14 protein-coding genes are annotated in these 15,054 nt (G+C 61.6%); 6 read left to right on the top strand and 8 right to left on the bottom strand.

The features are described from left to right. Nucleotides 1-79: 79 nt before the first annotated feature. Together ACFFWD_RS26705 and ACFFWD_RS26700 are read left to right on the top strand one after the other, a co-directional pair. On the top strand, nt 80-1,054 hold the full coding sequence (locus ACFFWD_RS26705) for a winged helix-turn-helix domain-containing protein (protein ID WP_376970224.1): 975 nt from the start codon (nt 80-82) through the stop codon (nt 1,052-1,054). Between the two features lie 97 nt (nt 1,055-1,151). Further along, nucleotides 1,152-1,571 (top strand): hypothetical protein, encoded by a 420-nt coding sequence (locus tag ACFFWD_RS26700; RefSeq protein ID WP_376970222.1) that lies wholly within the window; start codon nt 1,152-1,154, stop codon nt 1,569-1,571. On the opposite strand, the gene ACFFWD_RS26695 is transcribed toward ACFFWD_RS26700, so the two are convergent. Then, nucleotides 1,572-2,189 carry a TetR/AcrR family transcriptional regulator gene (locus tag ACFFWD_RS26695; protein ID WP_376970220.1) on the bottom strand — a complete coding sequence of 206 codons (618 nt, stop codon included), beginning with the start codon at nt 2,187-2,189 and terminating at the stop codon, nt 1,572-1,574. It abuts the gene before it with no gap. A 52-nt stretch (nt 2,190-2,241) separates the two neighbouring features. On the opposite strand from ACFFWD_RS26695, the gene ACFFWD_RS26690 reads away from it, so the two are divergent. The 3 genes from ACFFWD_RS26690 to ACFFWD_RS26680 all read left to right on the top strand — a co-directional run bounded on the left by ACFFWD_RS26690 (nt 2,242) and on the right by ACFFWD_RS26680 (nt 7,487). Further along, nucleotides 2,242-2,499 carry a hypothetical protein gene (locus ACFFWD_RS26690; RefSeq protein WP_376970218.1) on the top strand — a complete coding sequence of 86 codons (258 nt, stop codon included), beginning with the start codon at nt 2,242-2,244 and terminating at the stop codon, nt 2,497-2,499. Nucleotides 2,500-2,800: 301 nt separating this feature from the next. Then, nucleotides 2,801-6,253, top strand: a complete 3,453-nt coding sequence (locus ACFFWD_RS26685) for an acyl-[ACP]--phospholipid O-acyltransferase (RefSeq protein WP_376970216.1) — start codon at nt 2,801-2,803, stop codon at nt 6,251-6,253. A 271-nt stretch (nt 6,254-6,524) separates the two neighbouring features. Next, the gene (locus tag ACFFWD_RS26680) at nt 6,525-7,487 is read left to right on the top strand and encodes an alpha/beta hydrolase (RefSeq protein WP_376970214.1); all 963 of its coding nucleotides are present in this window, start codon (nt 6,525-6,527) and stop codon (nt 7,485-7,487) included. A 204-nt stretch (nt 7,488-7,691) separates the two neighbouring features. Here ACFFWD_RS26680 and ACFFWD_RS26675 read toward each other — a convergent pair whose 3' ends face one another. The 3 genes from ACFFWD_RS26675 to ACFFWD_RS26665 form a co-directional block, all read right to left on the bottom strand. Next, entirely contained in the window at nt 7,692-7,916 is a 225-nt protein-coding gene (locus tag ACFFWD_RS26675; RefSeq protein WP_376970212.1) for a hypothetical protein, read from the bottom strand. A gap of 1,337 nt (nt 7,917-9,253) precedes the next feature. Then, nucleotides 9,254-9,442 (bottom strand): hypothetical protein, encoded by a 189-nt coding sequence (locus ACFFWD_RS26670; protein ID WP_376970210.1) that lies wholly within the window; start codon nt 9,440-9,442, stop codon nt 9,254-9,256. A 94-nt stretch (nt 9,443-9,536) separates the two neighbouring features. Next, nucleotides 9,537-10,199 carry an SOS response-associated peptidase gene (locus ACFFWD_RS26665; protein ID WP_376970208.1) on the bottom strand — a complete coding sequence of 221 codons (663 nt, stop codon included), beginning with the start codon at nt 10,197-10,199 and terminating at the stop codon, nt 9,537-9,539. A gap of 147 nt (nt 10,200-10,346) precedes the next feature. Between ACFFWD_RS26665 and ACFFWD_RS26660 the strand changes: the two genes are divergently transcribed. Then, nucleotides 10,347-10,490, top strand: a complete 144-nt coding sequence (locus ACFFWD_RS26660; protein WP_376970206.1) for a hypothetical protein — start codon at nt 10,347-10,349, stop codon at nt 10,488-10,490. Nucleotides 10,491-10,494: 4 nt separating this feature from the next. Here the strand turns inward: ACFFWD_RS26660 and ACFFWD_RS26655 are convergent, their stop codons facing one another. From ACFFWD_RS26655 to rpmB, 4 genes are all read right to left on the bottom strand, one after another. Next, nucleotides 10,495-12,444 carry a DUF3732 domain-containing protein gene (locus ACFFWD_RS26655; protein WP_376970204.1) on the bottom strand — a complete coding sequence of 650 codons (1,950 nt, stop codon included), beginning with the start codon at nt 12,442-12,444 and terminating at the stop codon, nt 10,495-10,497. Continuing rightward, nucleotides 12,444-12,947, bottom strand: coding sequence for a three component ABC system middle component (locus ACFFWD_RS26650; protein ID WP_376970202.1), 504 nt, complete (start codon nt 12,945-12,947; stop codon nt 12,444-12,446). Before ACFFWD_RS26650 ends, ACFFWD_RS26655 begins: the two co-directional genes overlap by 1 nt. A gap of 6 nt (nt 12,948-12,953) precedes the next feature. Beyond that, nucleotides 12,954-14,117 (bottom strand): ABC-three component system protein, encoded by a 1,164-nt coding sequence (locus tag ACFFWD_RS26645; protein WP_376970200.1) that lies wholly within the window; start codon nt 14,115-14,117, stop codon nt 12,954-12,956. Between the two features lie 205 nt (nt 14,118-14,322). Further along, on the bottom strand, nt 14,323-14,631 hold the full coding sequence (gene rpmB, locus ACFFWD_RS26640) for a 50S ribosomal protein L28 (protein WP_376970198.1): 309 nt from the start codon (nt 14,629-14,631) through the stop codon (nt 14,323-14,325). Between the last annotated feature and the right edge of the window lie 423 nt (nt 14,632-15,054).

The raw sequence follows: 15,054 nt of genomic DNA, 5'->3' as shown, positions 1-15,054 counted from the left end.
ATTTCCTGCTAAATTTCTCCGATTGGTGCCGTCTGTGGGCATGGAGTGACCTCTATGAACCCGGCGACTGATTCCGTTTTTGGTATTTGATACCTTTGTACTTGACCTCGCCCGCGGTGTCGCGCGCGTGGACGGCGTCGATCTTGATCTCAGGCCGAAGTCATTTGCAGTACTCGGCCATCTCGCCAGGAATGCCGGGCGGTTGGTGTCCAAGCAGGATCTGCACGAGGCGGTCTGGGGCAACGTCGCCGTATCAGACGATTCGCTCGTCCAATGCATCCGCGAGCTGCGCCTGAAGTTACGTGATGACGACCACCGCATCATCAAGACGGTGTCTCGGCGGGGTTACCGGCTGGATGCCGAGCCGATTCCGCTATCGCAAGAACATGGTTCGCAGAATGTCCCGCGCAGGACGTGCACCTTCGGGGTCGTTGCAGGACGTTTGGCGATGTTTTCGCGATGGTTGCTGGTCGCCGGCCTGTCGGTGATCGCCTTCGCAGCTCTCGCGTTCGTGCCGCCGATTGCAAACGGGATGCGGCATCCGCTGGCGGAATTGGCGAACTGGCTTGCACCCCAGGATCACGGCATTGTGTCAAATCAGGATCTCGAGCGGATCACCGCGCTCGCCGTCGAGAAGCAGTTGCCGCTTCCTGCCTTTCGCATTCGCGCACCGGCAAATAACGCGCCGGACAATATCCGCCGCTTTCTCGGCGTGTGGGTGAGCGATGAGGGATGGATCAACTCGCACCGGCAATTCATGATGATCGTCACGAGTGTCGATAAAGATGGTGTCGCGACTGGCTATCTCGTGAACGGACCGGCGATGCCGCACAGCCGTACGCCGGGACCGGGCTTTTCCGGCGGCTTCACCGGCTATGTTTTGGACGACACCTTGCGATACGACGGTAATGCGGGACTGCATTCTGCCTCCATCACCGAGGATGGGCGGATCGAGTTCAAGCTCATCTTCCGGGAGGGCGGTACCGGGGTGGTGTTTCTTGAACCGCTATGGACGCTCGCTCACCCAGGGCACGTTGTTCGCAATCAAACATGATCGCCGCACGCGTCGTGACGACGCAGGCGAGTTTGCGTCTTTCGCATTTTCGCAAAAAGGCCTAGCCTGCTCGTGGGCAATGGGCGAGGTCACGGCGATGCAAATCCGTGTACGGAAATTTGCCCATGTGCTCGAGCGTCTCGGCCTTGCGATGGCGGGCGCGGCAAGCGGCCTGTTCGTCGGCGTGCATGTCGGCTCGAGCATCGCGGCGCTGACGTCGCAGGCCTTCCTGCTCATCATGATGGTCAGCGGCGCGATCGGTTTCTATCTCGGCATCGATGTGCCGCCGATGATCCTTCATCCGAAGGACGCGGCCTCGGCGCGCAAGATCGACGCGGCGGAGCTGCTGAGCGCGATCGGCACCTTCCTCGCGACGCTGGTTGCATTCTTCTCGGTCGGCGTTGTCGTGCTGCGCGGCGAGCCGCACATCGCCTGGACCGCGGCGATCATGATCGGCTGGGTGTTCGGCGTCGTCATGCAAATCGTCGCCGGCACCATCGCGCGCACGCGTGCGTGATCATTCACGCGGGACGCCGAGACCGGCGAGATGGGTGTCGATGAACTGCGCGAGGCGCTCGCGCAATTGTTGCGGCGGCACGGCGACCATGCGCTCTTCGAGGCCGAGCGAGATGATGCCGTGCACCGCGGAGAACATCATGCGCGCGAGCAGTGCGATGTCCTCGCCGTCGCGCTCAGGCAACAGCCGCACCAGCGGCGCATGCATCAGCGCGAACGCATCCATCACCATCAGCAGGATGTCTTCCGGAAACGGCCGGTCATTCTCCATCCGGTGCTCGAACAGCGCGCGCAACAGATTGGCGTGCTCGGTGGCGAAGGCGAGATAGGCGGCGGCGAGCCCGTGGAGCTGACGGCGGGGGTCGTCGGCGGGGACCGCCGCCAGCCGGGCGGTCAGCGCCTGAACCGTTTCCCGATTGACCGTCAGGATCAGCCCGTCGAAGTCCCCGAACTCATTATAGACGCTGCCGATGGCGCAGTCGGCGGCCTCGGCGACGTCACGAACTTTCAATGATCTCAATCCCTTAGAGGCGATCAAGCGACGCGCAATCTGGATCAGCAAAGCGCGGCGCTGGAGTTTTTTTCGCTCCCTCAGTGATTCATCTTGAACATTGTTCATTTCTGCGCTACTAACTTGAGCGTTGCTCAAAATTGGCTTGGAGGCCACCGACATGCAGACCATAGCACTTCGAACGACCACCACCCTCGTCGACGATGCGATCAAACTCGCGAAGCGCATCGGTCGGGCCATCGTTCAGTTTGAGATGGCACCGATCGAGCGCATCGCCCATGCCAGCGATGTCGCGGGCGTTCTGGAGCAGCGGCGTGCGGACAAACGTGCGCCGCGCGGCGGCGCGCGAAACGGCCGCCGCTGCAACCCGCGCAACTGCCCGCTGTCGCCGTTCGCCGGATTGAGCGAGCTGACCTAAGGGTGTGACGGAGCCGGACGCACAACCGCAATTGTCGCCGAATCCTCAACAAAGCGCTCACCATGTCCCGCGTTAGCCCGTCATTTCGTCGGCCCTCTGCAGGCCCACGAAAGGTCCCGTACATCTCTGCCGGGCAAGGTTACGCCGGCCCGGCGAAGGCGATTTGCGCCGGTTCGAACCGATACGCGACGAAAAAGACTAAAGGCTGCGGCGCTCAGTTTATTTCACACCGCTCGTCATCCCCCGACCCGGAAGGTTGCAGATCCTTCGGAGCCGCACGCCCGAACACAAGGAAACGGTCATGATCAAGGATTTGATGCTGTCTCGCCGCTTCGCGCCGCTGTTCTGGGCCCAGTTCTGCTCGGCGCTGAACGACAACGTGCTGAAGAACGCGCTTGTTATCATGCTGCTCTATGGCGCGACCACCGGCCAGGGGCCGATGCTGGTCACCGTCGCTGGCGCCGTCTTCATCGCCCCGTTCTTTGTGCTGTCCGCGCTCGGCGGCGAGCTCGCTGACAAATACGTCAAATCGGTCGTCGCGCGGCGCCTGAAATTCGTCGAGATATTCGCCGCGGCGTTTGCCGCCGCCGGCTTCTTCATGCACTCGATCCCGCTGCTGTTCGTCGCGCTGGGGCTGTTTGGCGTCGTTGCCGCGCTGTTCGGCCCGGTGAAATACGCCGTGCTGCCCGACCAGCTCGCAGTGTCGGAGCTCGCAACCGGCAACGCGCTGGTCGAAGGCGCAACCTTCATGGCGATCCTGATCGGCACCATCGCCGGCGGCCTGTTCGTCGCCGGTGCGAGCCATATGGGCTGGATCTGCGCCGCCGTGGTCGGCCTGTCCGTCCTCTCCTGGGGCTTCGCCTCGCGCATTCCGGTGACGCAGCCGTCGGCGCCCGAGCTTCCGATCACCGCCAATCCCTGGACCTCGACCGTGCGTCTGTTGAGGTCGCTCTATGCCGAGCCGCGGCTGTGGGACGGCATGGTGATCGTGTCCTGGTTCTGGATGGTCGGCGCGATCGTGCTGTCGCTGTTGCCCGCGCTGATCAAGGAAGGCGTCGGCGGCACCGAAGGCGTCGTCACGCTGTGCCTTGCGATCTTTGCGATCGGCATCGCCGCGGGCTCGCTGTTCGCCGCGCAGCTCAGCCACGTCCGTCCGAACCTCGCGCTGGTGCCGATCGGCGCCATCGTGATGGGCGTGATCGGCCTCGATCTCGCCTGGGCGATCGGCACCACCTCGCTCGGTACCGAGGTCACCGCGTTTGCCTTCGCGACCTCATTCGGTGGTCTCCGCATGCTCGTCGATTTCTTCGTCTTCGCCTTCGGCGGCGGCCTGTTCGTCGTGCCGTCCTTTGCCGCGGTGCAGGCCTGGACCGCGCCGTCCGAGCGCGCCCGCATCATCGCCGCCGGCAATATTTTGCAGGCGGGCTTCATGGTCGCCGGCGCCGTGTTGGTCGGAGCGCTGCAATATGCCGGTCTGCCGATCGCGTGGATCTTCTTCGGTCTTGCCATCGCGAGCTTCGGCACGGTGTGGTTCGTGCTGAGCAAGTGGGGCAAGGAAGGCGTGCGCGATTTCGGCGCGCTGCTGTTCCGTGCGTTGTTCCGCGTCGAGGTGCGCGGCATGGAGAACCTGCCGCCATCAGGCACGCGGATGCTGATCGCACCCAACCATGTCAGCCTGGTCGATGGCCCGCTGCTGCATGCGACGCTCCCGATCGATGCGAGCTTTGCGGTCGACACCGGCATCTCCAAGGCGTGGTGGGCGAAGCCCTTCCTGAAGATGATCAAGCACTACACGATGGACCCGACCAAGCCGCTGGCCGCGCGCGACCTGATCAAGCTGGTCGCCGCCGGCGAGCCGATCGTGATCTTCCCCGAGGGGCGCATCACGGTCTCCGGTTCGCTGATGAAGGTCTATGACGGCACCGCGATGATTGCCGACAAGGCTGATGCTGTCGTCGTGCCCGTTCGTATCGAGGGCGCGCAGCGCTCGCATCTCAGCTATCTGAAGAACGGCGAGATCAAGCGCTCCTGGTTCCCCAAGGTGACGATCTCGATCCTGCCGCCGGTCAAGCTTACGGTCGACCAGGCGCTGAAGGGCAAGGCGCGCCGCAACGCTGCCGGCGCCGCGTTGCAGGACGTCATGATCGACGCCATGGTCAGGAACGCGATGCTCGATCATACGCTGTTCGAGGGGCTCGGCCATGCCTATCGCGATCGCGACACCGGCAAGCCTGTTATCGAGGATGCGCTCGGCACCAAGCTGACCTATCGCAAGCTGATCCTCGGCGCGCAGGTGTTGAGCCGCAAGCTCGAGCAGGGCACCTCGGTCGGCGAGAATGTCGGCGTGCTGTTGCCGAACTCGGCCGGCGTCGCCGTGGTGTTCATGGCGTTGCAGACCATCGGTCGCGTGCCGGCCATGCTCAATTTCTCGGCCGGCCCGGTCAACGTGGTCGCTGCGATGAAAGCGGCACAGGTGAAAACTGTGCTGACCTCGAAGGCGTTCATCGAGAAGGGCAAGCTCGACAAGCTGATCGCCGCGCTCGCCGAGCAGGCGCGCGTCGTCTATCTCGAGGACGTGCGTGCGAGCATCGGCCTCGTCGACAAGGTTCAGGGCCTGCGCGCCGGCATCGCGCCGCGCGTCGCCCGCAACGCCAACGACCCCGCCGTGGTGCTGTTCACCTCGGGGTCCGAAGGCACGCCGAAGGGCGTCGTGCTGTCCCATCGCAACATCCTTGCCAACGCGGCGCAGGCGCTGGCGCGGGTCGATGCCAACGCCAACGACAAGGTGTTCAACGTCCTGCCGGTATTCCACTCCTTTGGTCTCACCGGCGGCATGATGATGCCGATCCTCGGCGGCATCCCGATCTTCATGTATCCGTCGCCGCTGCACTACCGGATCGTGCCCGAGCTGATCTATCAGACCGGCGCCACCATCCTGTTCGGCACCGACACCTTCCTCACCGGCTATGCCCGCTCGGCGCATGCCTATGACTTCCGCACGCTGCGGCTCGTCATCGCCGGCGCCGAAGCGGTGAAGGAGCGCACCCGGCAGGTCTATATGGAGCGCTACGGCATCCGCATCCTCGAGGGTTACGGCGTCACCGAGACTGCGCCGGTGCTGGCGATGAACACGCCGATGGCAAACCGCCAGGGCACCGTCGGCCGGATCTCGCCGCTGATGGAATACCGCCTCGATCCCGTCCCGGGCATCGACGAGGGCGGACGCCTCTCGGTGAAGGGTCCGAACGTGATGCTCGGCTACCTCCGCGCCGAAAATCCCGGCGTGCTTGAGCCGCTGCCCGAGGGCTGGCACGACACCGGCGACATCGTTACCGTCGACGCGCAGGGCTTCATCGCCATCAAGGGCCGCGCCAAGCGGTTTGCCAAGATCGCCGGCGAGATGGTCTCGCTGTCGGCAGTCGAGACGATGGCCACGACGCTGTGGCCGCAGGCGATGTCGGTTGCGGTCTCGCTGCCCGACGCGCGCAAGGGCGAACGCATCGTGCTGCTCACCACGCAGAAGGATGCCGATCGCGCCGCGATGCAGCGCCAGGCGAAGAGCGTCGGCGCCTCCGAGCTCGCCGTCCCCGCCGACATCCGCGTCGTCGACAAGGTCCCGCTGCTCGGCACCGGCAAGACCGACTATGTCGGCGCCACCGCGCTCGCGAAGGAGATCGCGGTTGCATCCGCGCCGCAGGTCGAGCCTGTCGAGCTCGCGCCGCAGGCCGAGCCGGAGCCGCTGCAGGTGGCGTAAGCACGCTACTTCGTCCGTCATTGCGAGGAGCTCGCGACAAAATTGCAAAGCAATTTTGCGCCGAAGCGACGAAGCAATCCATGCCTCCGCGAGCGGTGAGATGGATTGCTTCGCGGAGCCTGTCATCGGGCGGGCATTCGCGCGACCCGTTGGCTCGCAATGACGGCGTGTTTCTGCGCAGTTGTGCTTCCTCCCGTCCTGTTGTCCAATGCGCGCATAACCAACAACACGACGATGCCGGTGCGCCGCGCCGGACATCCGGAGGACACCTATGCCTGCTCCACTCGATCCCGTCATTGAGAAGATCATTCCGCTGCTGCCGTTGCGCGATCCGACCGTGATGACGCCGCAGAGCGCGCGCGATTCGCTGCGGGCGCTGGCCGAGGCGCGCGCGGCGGTGCCGCCGCCGCCGGTCGATGTGGCGCGCAACATGGAGGTGAGGGGCGCGGCCGGCAAGCTCGCTGCGCGGCTCTATCGCAACGGCAGCGGCAGGGCGCCGACCGTGGTCTTCTTCCACGGCGGCGGCTGGGTCGCCGGCGATCTCGAAACCCATGACCGCCAGGCGCGCAACCTCGTGATCGAGACCGGCGCGGTGGTGATCTCGGTCGACTACCGCCGCCCGCCGGAGACGCGCTTTCCCGGCGCGTTCGAGGACGCTTTTGCCGCCACGCGCGACGTGATCGCGCGCATCGGTGAATTCGGCGGCGACGTCTCCCGCGTCGGCGTCGCCGGCGATTCCGCCGGCGGCAATCTCGCCGCCACCACCGCGCTCGCCTGCCGCGATGCCGGCATCAGGCTTGCCGGGCAGCTCCTGGTCTATCCCGTCACCGACATCGTCGGGAATTTCGCCGATGCCGCCGAGAACGCGAAGTTTCCGTCGCGCGCCGAGAATGCGGAAGGGTTTTTCCTGTCGCGCGCGGTGATGGAGTGGTTCTGCGGGCATTATCTCGCCGACACGGCCGACGGCGCCGACTGGCGCGTCTCGCCGCTGCGGGCGAAAAACCTCAAAGGTGTCGCGCCGGCCGTCGTCACCACCGCCTGGTTCGATCCGCTGCGCGACGAGGGACATGCCTATGCAAGAGCGTTGCGGGCTGCCGGCGTGCCGGTGACGTATCATTCCGGCGAAGGCCTCATTCACGGCTATTTCGGCCTCGGCGACGCCTCGGAGGCCGCCCGCGCCGAGGCGCAGCGCGCGCGGGCCGACTTCAAGGCGTTGCTGGAGAAGGGAGCGTAGCCTTTCTTCAACCTCGCCCCGCCTGCGGGGATCGAGACGAGCGAAGCTCGCTCTTAGGTCGCCGCGCATTTGCGCGGCGGGTGAGGGGTACAGGTCCATCCAATCGCGGCGTTCGTGGAGAGAGCCCCTCACCCCAACCCTCTAAGAGCGAGCTTCGCTCGTCTTGACCCCGCGAAGAGCGGGGCGAGGGAGAGGAGACGGCGCTTAGCGCGCGCGCACGCTGCCCACGGTCAGCGGATCGGTCGGCAGCACGATGGCGCCGGCGCGGCTTGCGGCTTCGGAGGTGATCATGCCCGGATCGGTGGCGCGCGCATCGCGCGATGGCGCGAGCTCGAGCGCGACGAGGGCGGCCGTGGCGAGGATCGCCACGGTGGCGGCGGCGAGCACGGGCAAGAATCTTCCGCGCGTATCGGGTGCGCGAACGTCCATGGTTCAATTCCTCTGCTTTGAGCTTGCAGGAGATACGAATCGGGCCGGGCTTTATTTCTTCCCGCGCGTGCGACGCATGGCCTCACGTTTGGTTGTGCCCACCGTGATCCACTTCACGGTTCTCTGAAGCGACGCTTCGCCGATTCGTTTCCTTGTTTTTAGCGTTCTGTTTGCACGCCAACAATTAGAATATTTTGCGTCGCCGGCCTTGAAGATCAGGCGGTCGTGACTACGCCTCGCGGCGACGTGATTGCCTGCGTTTCCAGCACTTTTCGCGACTAATCGTTAACGGCAGCATCGGCATTGCGAGGTGTGCCGGCAGCAAAGCAATCCATGCTCCCGCGACGGGCGAAAATGGAATGCTGTCCGCTCCCGTCCCGCGCGTCGCAGCCACCGGCCGGCCGCGTCAGCACGAAGCGATGACGCCGAAGTGATCGGTTCACATGTCAAACAGCGGCGCCCGCCTTCGGGCGATGACAGTCACGGGATACGACTTCGCGTTCTCGCGGCAGGAATCGCCCGAGCTTTGCGTGATCGTTAGCCCTCCCGAGATCAGAGGGCGCAGGGAACGCCGGGTGCCGATCGCACCCATGGCCTCCCGTGCGAAAGGAAGCACGGGAGTTAGGAAACCACAGGTACGGCCGGGCAGTCCGGCGTTCCCCGCGCGGATGGTTGTGCGGCTTATACGTGCTCTCCCCGGCGAGACCTGGCTTGTTTGCCGCCGTCGTCCGCGAGACGCTTTCGCGTCCCGGGAGTCGACACCTGCCACTGGGGCGTCGGGACCACACGATTTCACCGTCCGCGATGAGCGTCGTTCGTCACGCGCGCTCACAGCGTCCACCGCATCCCGCACCCAACGTCCGTGACGATCGCGATACGCCCCTCCCAGAGGAGGCGGGACGCGGGGTTTGTAGGCGTGAGTTGGGGTCGCCGCGAAGCGGAATATTTTCTTCGAGGGGACTGGACAGGGTGTGTCGCGTTGAAAATGCTCATGAAATTAGATTTTTGGCGCACGGGGTTTTGGGCAGGATGGGGCGACATTGTCGCCGCGTCGGCAGCTCACTCCCTCTCCAAACGCGAAGCGTTTGCGCAGAGACCATGCTCAAGCAAGCAGCGCGATCGTGCGGCCCTTAACGCTTAGGAACGAACGCGCCGGCTCTGATTTGATTCATCGGGCCGGGCCTGCCGGCCTGCACGGCCTTGCCTTCAAATGCCCCCATCCCCCAGAGGCCAGGGCCGTGCATTTCGCGGGCAGTGGCGTTGCGGATGTCCGTGCGTGGCGGATCACCGTCGCCCGGCACAGGCATGCTTATGGGCACGCGCGCAGTGCTGCGCGCTCACCGGGCCTCGTCATCGCTCTTCACCTCGGCAAGCGCGCGCTCCACCTCGCTCGCCAGCCTTGCATGCTGCTCGGCGAGGATGGTGAACAGCTTCCGCTTTCTGGGATCGGTCGCCAGGTCCCGGATCAACGCGCACTCGGCAGCGTCCACGCGGAGCTTCTCAAGCTGCGTTTGCATGTCCTTCATTGGCCATACCCCAGTTGCCACGGGGTTTTGGTGATCATAGGCAGCGCGGAACCGGCCGGCAATGACCCCTCAGGGGGCGCACGGCGCGATGGCGCTAGGCCGCCATCCTGTCTTCCTTGTCCTCGCCGCGCAGCACGATCTTCAAGGCGTCGTCCGGCACTGGCCGTTGCAGCGCCTTCGCCTCGTCCCACGGCGCGCGCAGCCAGACGTCGCGCTCCTCGTCCGTCGTCAGGATCACCGGCATCGCTTTGTCGTGGATCGGCGCCACCATTGCGTTCGGCACGGTCGTGAGGAAGCCGTAGACCAGATGCGGCCCGGGGATCGGCTTCGACTTGGTGCCGCGATGGCCCCTGAACTCGGTCCAGATGCCGGCGAACGCGCAGAGCGGGCGGTCGTCGGAGAGCGCGAACCACACGACGTCCTTCTTCTTCGTCGCCGGGTTCACCTCGGGCGCATACTCGGCAAAGCTGTTGAGCGGCACGAGGCAGCGGTGCTCTGCCTTGAGCCAGCCGCGCCAGTGCGGTGAGGAAGTGTTGCGAATGTTGGTGACCGGCGGCCCGCCGGTCTTCGGCGGAGGCGGCATGCCCCAGCGCATCAGCACCATCTCGCGCTCGTCGCCCGCGTTGCGCACCACCGGCGCCGGGTAATCCGGAAACACGCCGGGCATCGGCTGAAGGTTGCCGACATAGCGATTGACCACGCGGAACAGGCGCAGGATCGCCTCCTGATTCGTCGTGATCGAATACAGATTGCACATTGACCAACCCGTGTTGTGCCGTGTGCCGCCGTTACCCTAACTCTAGTGGCGTTGCGCGCGTCTGCAAGGGCGGCTGTAATCCGCGGCCATGAGCACGAGATCGCGCGAGGTCATCTGCGGCGGGCGCAGTATGGGCGCAAACAGTTCATGTCCGCGACCGTGCGGCCGATCAGCTCCGAGACCGATATGATGGCGCGCCTGCACAAGGGCCAGGTCGCGCGATTCCGCTGCGAGGCCATGGGACGATTCATGGGATCGCCGTCGGAGAAGGGGTGCGTGCTGATGGATTGAGGATTTACCACTCTAACGGCACAAGCGCTCGTCCCCGCCATTCTTCGGTTAGTGAAACTCCCGGAATCCCGCCCCAGACACCTTCGTCTGCATGGTCCAATACTATGATTTGAAGGCGTCCTGCAGCAGCGACAACTTCCGATCCTAAGAGAGCAAATACCTTGCGAACTGCTAAGATATCCTGATCTCGCAGGATGACGCCGTCGGATGCTTCGTCGCTCGCCGTCCGCTTGGGAAAGTAGACTTGACTAGGTTGATCGTACACGAGCAATCCCGGAACAAAATGGCGAGGTTCGGCCAGGAAGAACTTCTGTAGAGCAAGTGTTAAAGCAACGTGATACGCAAGCCAGTTTGCTCCGCTTCCGATCTCCCAAAGGTAATCATCGCGACTGCCACGAATTACTTTGACAGTAAGATCGTCGATTATGAGTCTAACGGGAGCATCCGGCCATTCGGCGTCAAGTTGTGGTACTAGCTGGCTTGTCAAAGCTTCAATTCGGGCAAGAGCGTTGCTCAGCTTGCGCCGAATTTCTGCCTCCGAGATCACTCTCTGTAAGCCGCCAATTTGTGTTTGCAGTGAACGGATCTCGTCGCGTAAGTCTGAAGACTGATCCGCACGATCATATAGCTGAAGTGCTTGCTCGAGGCGTCCAAGAAATCGTTCGATTCGGTCAAAATGATCGGTCGCCTTTTGGGCCGCTTCGGAATCCCGCTCAAGCTCGGAAATTTCATTCCGAACTTTGTTAAGGCGACCCAGTACCTCTTCTGTCGCTGCGCGCTGTCGCAGCACTTCTTTGTCAAGTGTGTTCGAAACACTCGGAAGAGATTTGATTCTTACCTCTAAAGCATCGAGGCTTTCACACAGCTTCAACAACTGATCCCTTCCACCATCGCTGAGGACGGTAACAGGATCGCTGGAGGCGCTTTGCACTAGGCCGCGAAGCCAATGCGCAAGGGCGAGGCGGTCGCGCTGAATACGCACTGAACCACCATAAGCTTCGCTGCTCTCCAACAGCCGCCGAAGTTCATTGAGTCGCTGTCGGTGTTCATTCAGTTGTTCTGCGACGTTACTTTCGTCAGCCCTCAGCGTTTCCAGCCTAGTCAAAGTAACATCTATTCCCGCGAGGGAAGGCCTGGCGCTCCGCGCGTTGCTCGAAACGACCTCTCGAAGCACATCAACGATGTCCGCCCAATCGGACGGAATGGTGCGATCGGCGCGGAGCAATCCTAGTTCAATGGCTTGCCGTAACCAGCCTTGGGCTTCCAACTGCCACGCTGAATTAGCCGAAGTTATAGCTCTAAGTTCAGCCTCCTTGCGCCGCAGAATCCGATTTAGCCGATCTAGCTCGAACCTAGCTTGCAAGACAGCCGCGGTCACCGCGCCAAGGACGTATGGGAAGATTGTCTTTAATTTTTCACGGTGCTCCGTTGTGTCTGCCTTGAAAAACATCACGTCCGGATTCGCGACGATGTTTTGCGGTTGGAAGGTGAACGCCATTAGATCGCGAAAGCCTGGACGAGACTTGTATCCACTCTCTGGATTGGGCTCGAACTCGAGGTTTGTTAGTCCAGCTAAACGGTTGAGAGTTTCCTTTACAGTATCTAGGTTTGAGTTCTTTTGGACAATGCGCTCTGGAATATCTATTTCGAAACCTTCGACGAGAACCATGTCTCCCGTGCTTTGTTGATCGCCTGGCTCACGCCTTGCCAGCAACTTCAGCCCTTCGTCGGTTTCAATAACGATTCCAAACCAAGAGCACTTCTCACGAATAACGCCGACTGGGATTGCGCATTTTTCAGCTCCCAGACAGTAGTCGATGATTGGAATGACAGCTGACTTCCCGGTCTTAGATGCGCCGCTAATAACGTTCACAATGCCGGGCTTGAATTCCAATATTCTCGGTGGCTTGTTTGTGCGAGGCCAGAGAATCGGCTTCCGAAGTTGGAAATACATCAGAACTCCACAATCAAAATCGAACTGATCTGCTGAAAACCTAGCTGCGAGAACCAGAAGCCAATCTTGTCTGCAGCCCCCGACAATCCCTTGATACGTTCCGGAATTGTTGGCTTTCGCGTACGCGGGTCGAGCGCGTTAGCGCGCAGGGTCGCGGCGTCATAGTTCAATGTGAGCAGGCGCTGGCCTACACCCATTCCAATAGAATCTAAGGTAAGTTGACGAAGCGAGAGTGCCCGCTCGTGAACTGCCAGCAAATTCTCTCGCTCCTTCCCCAACTTCGCAGCAAACAGTGCTAGGCCTGACGCCTTCTGTGTTGAGTTGATTAAGTCCAAAGTTGGTCGATGAAGCACAAGAGGCAGTACAAGGAATGACAGTGGAAACAGCGCTGCGCGATCGTCGTCAGATTGATGTCCAAGTCCAAAGCGCCAGAGCGCGTAAGAGCCAAGGGCTGGGTTCTGAACAATCTCAACTTCCGTTAGCGGCGATGATTTCGATGACACTGGAAGCTATTCCTCGTCTGATGCTAGCAGCGTTTCATAGTCGGGGTGCCAACCCAACTGCATGAGGTCGGCGAGAGCATTGAAGCACCCGTGAACGAAGTGGTCAGGAACGGATCGCCCATCAATGGGCAGCTGTAGCTGCGCGCATCGACGGTACGTCTGGCGTCCTCTGAACGGCGCATCGTCTTTAGCGAAGAGGTCGGCTACCTCAGCAGATATCAACCCATGGCGACGAATGAGACTGTCGTCTAGGTCGTCCAGGCTCCTGTCAAAGATAAGTCCGGCTTCTGCCCAGCGAGATTTGTCAGAAGATGCACGGAGGAAATCGCTAACAGCTCTTACACGGTCATCTTCCGTAGCATCAATGATCTCGAGTTGACGAATGAAGGTGGGGCGGCTTCCAAGGACTGCGGCAACTGCTTCCTCTTCGGGTTTCGAAGTAAGTGAACTGAGTAAGCCCGGAATATTGTTGCGTTGTACGAAAGCTACGAAGTTCGCTTTGAACCTGTCGCCATCGATAATGGCTGGTTTGCCGATGCGTATTAGGCCGTCGGCCTGCTCCTTCGCCATGCCGATCGCAGCTTTACAGAGCACGTCAACTAAATCCTCCCCAACGGCTGTCCTGATGAGGCTTCGAAGGCCTTCGAGGGGGTCTTCCTCGCTTACTATTTCCAGGCGAGTCACTATCGCCGCGCGCTCATCGTCTGCGGCTGCTAAGAAACGTTGTACGTATGGAGTGCAAGCTGTGGGTCTTTTCTTCTTAAAGAGGGAGGCCATGGTCTGAGTAAAGTTCTTCACATCCGAATCAGACTTGCTGTCACTCAGCGCTTCAGCCCATGAGCCCGTCCAAAGTGGTGATACATAAATTCGGAACTCGGACTTTTCCGGAACGATCGAGCCACTCTCAGCACTGTCGAGCCAATTGGCGAGCGTCTTCCATAAGTCTGGAGCCCAATCGGATAGCGCGTTGTGCTTGAGGGCGCTTTTGATCTGCTCAAGAACAGTAGTCCCATCCGGATCGTGAATGGCGACATCATCAAGGACCTCAAGCGAGACCTTTGCGCCTTTGGGACAAGTCAGAAGGTGAAAGCAAAGTCGTACTGGTTGAAGGGCAAAGCCCAAATACGCACCAGGCGCAGCATGCTTAGCTGCCTTTACTGCAACGTTCATTCCCGTCCCCGCTTGCAGACTATGAGGGACCGCGATCTAATTTGTTGCTGTCTTGCACGTCGCGGTTGATAGTCGGCCCCACTAAAGCATAGGCTGTCGGGCGCCTTGAGTGGAGTCCCGCCGCAATTGCCCAAAGAAAAACGGCCGGGTCTCTCGACCCGGCCGTTTCAAATCTCTCTTCCGCTACGTTTGTCGCAGCCAGCCCTTAGCTCGCCTTCTTCACCGGCGCGGGCTTGCCGACCTTCTTCTCGATCGCGCGCTTCAGGTCGAGGGCGCGGGGCGAGAGCACGTCGGCCTTTGCCTTCAAGAGGTAGGCATCGAGGCCGCCATTGTGGTCGACGCTCTTGAGCGCATTGGTCGAGACGCGCAGGCGCACGTTGCGGCCGAGCGCTTCCGAGATGAAGGTGACGTTGGCCAGGTTCGGCAGGAAGCGCCGCTTGGTCTTGATGTTCGAGTGGCTCACCTTGTGGCCCACTTGCGGGCCCTTGGCCGTCAGTTCGCAGCGCCGCGACATGTCACAAAATCCTTTTCCATCCCCGCCTCTCCAGGCGTGCAATCACACGGCCCGCGCGGGGGTTTTGAATTCGCGTCCATTTTCCAGGAACCGCGGGTGTATAGGGGGTGCAAGCGAAAGCGTCAAGGTTTTAAGCCGGTTCATAGCCTGCCTGCCGGGTTCCCATGCCTTTGTTTTTCGACGCGTTTTCGTAGAGATCGAAACGCTCTTTTAGCAGATCGAAATCCACGCGCGAAAATGCCGGTTCATAAGCCGTTCCAGTCACTTAACGCAGGCGTTCCCAACCATATAAAGGGCGTATTCGGCTGCCATCCTGGTTCCATACAAGAAGCGCGCGTTGTTTGGCCGATTTTGCTGCCTAGATAACAGACGCAGCGCCGATAGCAGGACCGTCAGTTAAGTGACCACCTCCATTGCCTTTTT

The sequence above is a fragment of the Bradyrhizobium erythrophlei genome, from assembly GCF_042430365.1.
Lineage (GTDB): Bacteria > Pseudomonadota > Alphaproteobacteria > Rhizobiales > Xanthobacteraceae > Bradyrhizobium > Bradyrhizobium erythrophlei.
This window is presented reverse-complemented; position numbering and strand designations above follow the sequence as displayed.

Coding starts and splice junctions, on each gene's coding strand:
- ACFFWD_RS26670 (WP_376970210.1), bottom strand. CDS start 9,442: ATGAAGGACATGCAAACGCAGCTTGAGAAGCTCCGCGTGGACGCTGCC.
- rpmB (WP_376970198.1), bottom strand. CDS start 14,631: ATGTCGCGGCGCTGCGAACTGACGGCCAAGGGCCCGCAAGTGGGCCAC.
- ACFFWD_RS26645 (WP_376970200.1), bottom strand. CDS start 14,117: ATGAACGTTGCAGTAAAGGCAGCTAAGCATGCTGCGCCTGGTGCGTAT.
- ACFFWD_RS26685 (WP_376970216.1), top strand. CDS start 2,801: ATGATCAAGGATTTGATGCTGTCTCGCCGCTTCGCGCCGCTGTTCTGG.
- ACFFWD_RS26675 (WP_376970212.1), bottom strand. CDS start 7,916: ATGGACGTTCGCGCACCCGATACGCGCGGAAGATTCTTGCCCGTGCTC.
- ACFFWD_RS26665 (WP_376970208.1), bottom strand. CDS start 10,199: ATGTGCAATCTGTATTCGATCACGACGAATCAGGAGGCGATCCTGCGC.
- ACFFWD_RS26700 (WP_376970222.1), top strand. CDS start 1,152: ATGCAAATCCGTGTACGGAAATTTGCCCATGTGCTCGAGCGTCTCGGC.
- ACFFWD_RS26660 (WP_376970206.1), top strand. CDS start 10,347: ATGTCCGCGACCGTGCGGCCGATCAGCTCCGAGACCGATATGATGGCG.
- ACFFWD_RS26680 (WP_376970214.1), top strand. CDS start 6,525: ATGCCTGCTCCACTCGATCCCGTCATTGAGAAGATCATTCCGCTGCTG.
- ACFFWD_RS26695 (WP_376970220.1), bottom strand. CDS start 2,189: ATGAACAATGTTCAAGATGAATCACTGAGGGAGCGAAAAAAACTCCAG.
- ACFFWD_RS26655 (WP_376970204.1), bottom strand. CDS start 12,444: ATGTATTTCCAACTTCGGAAGCCGATTCTCTGGCCTCGCACAAACAAG.
- ACFFWD_RS26690 (WP_376970218.1), top strand. CDS start 2,242: ATGCAGACCATAGCACTTCGAACGACCACCACCCTCGTCGACGATGCG.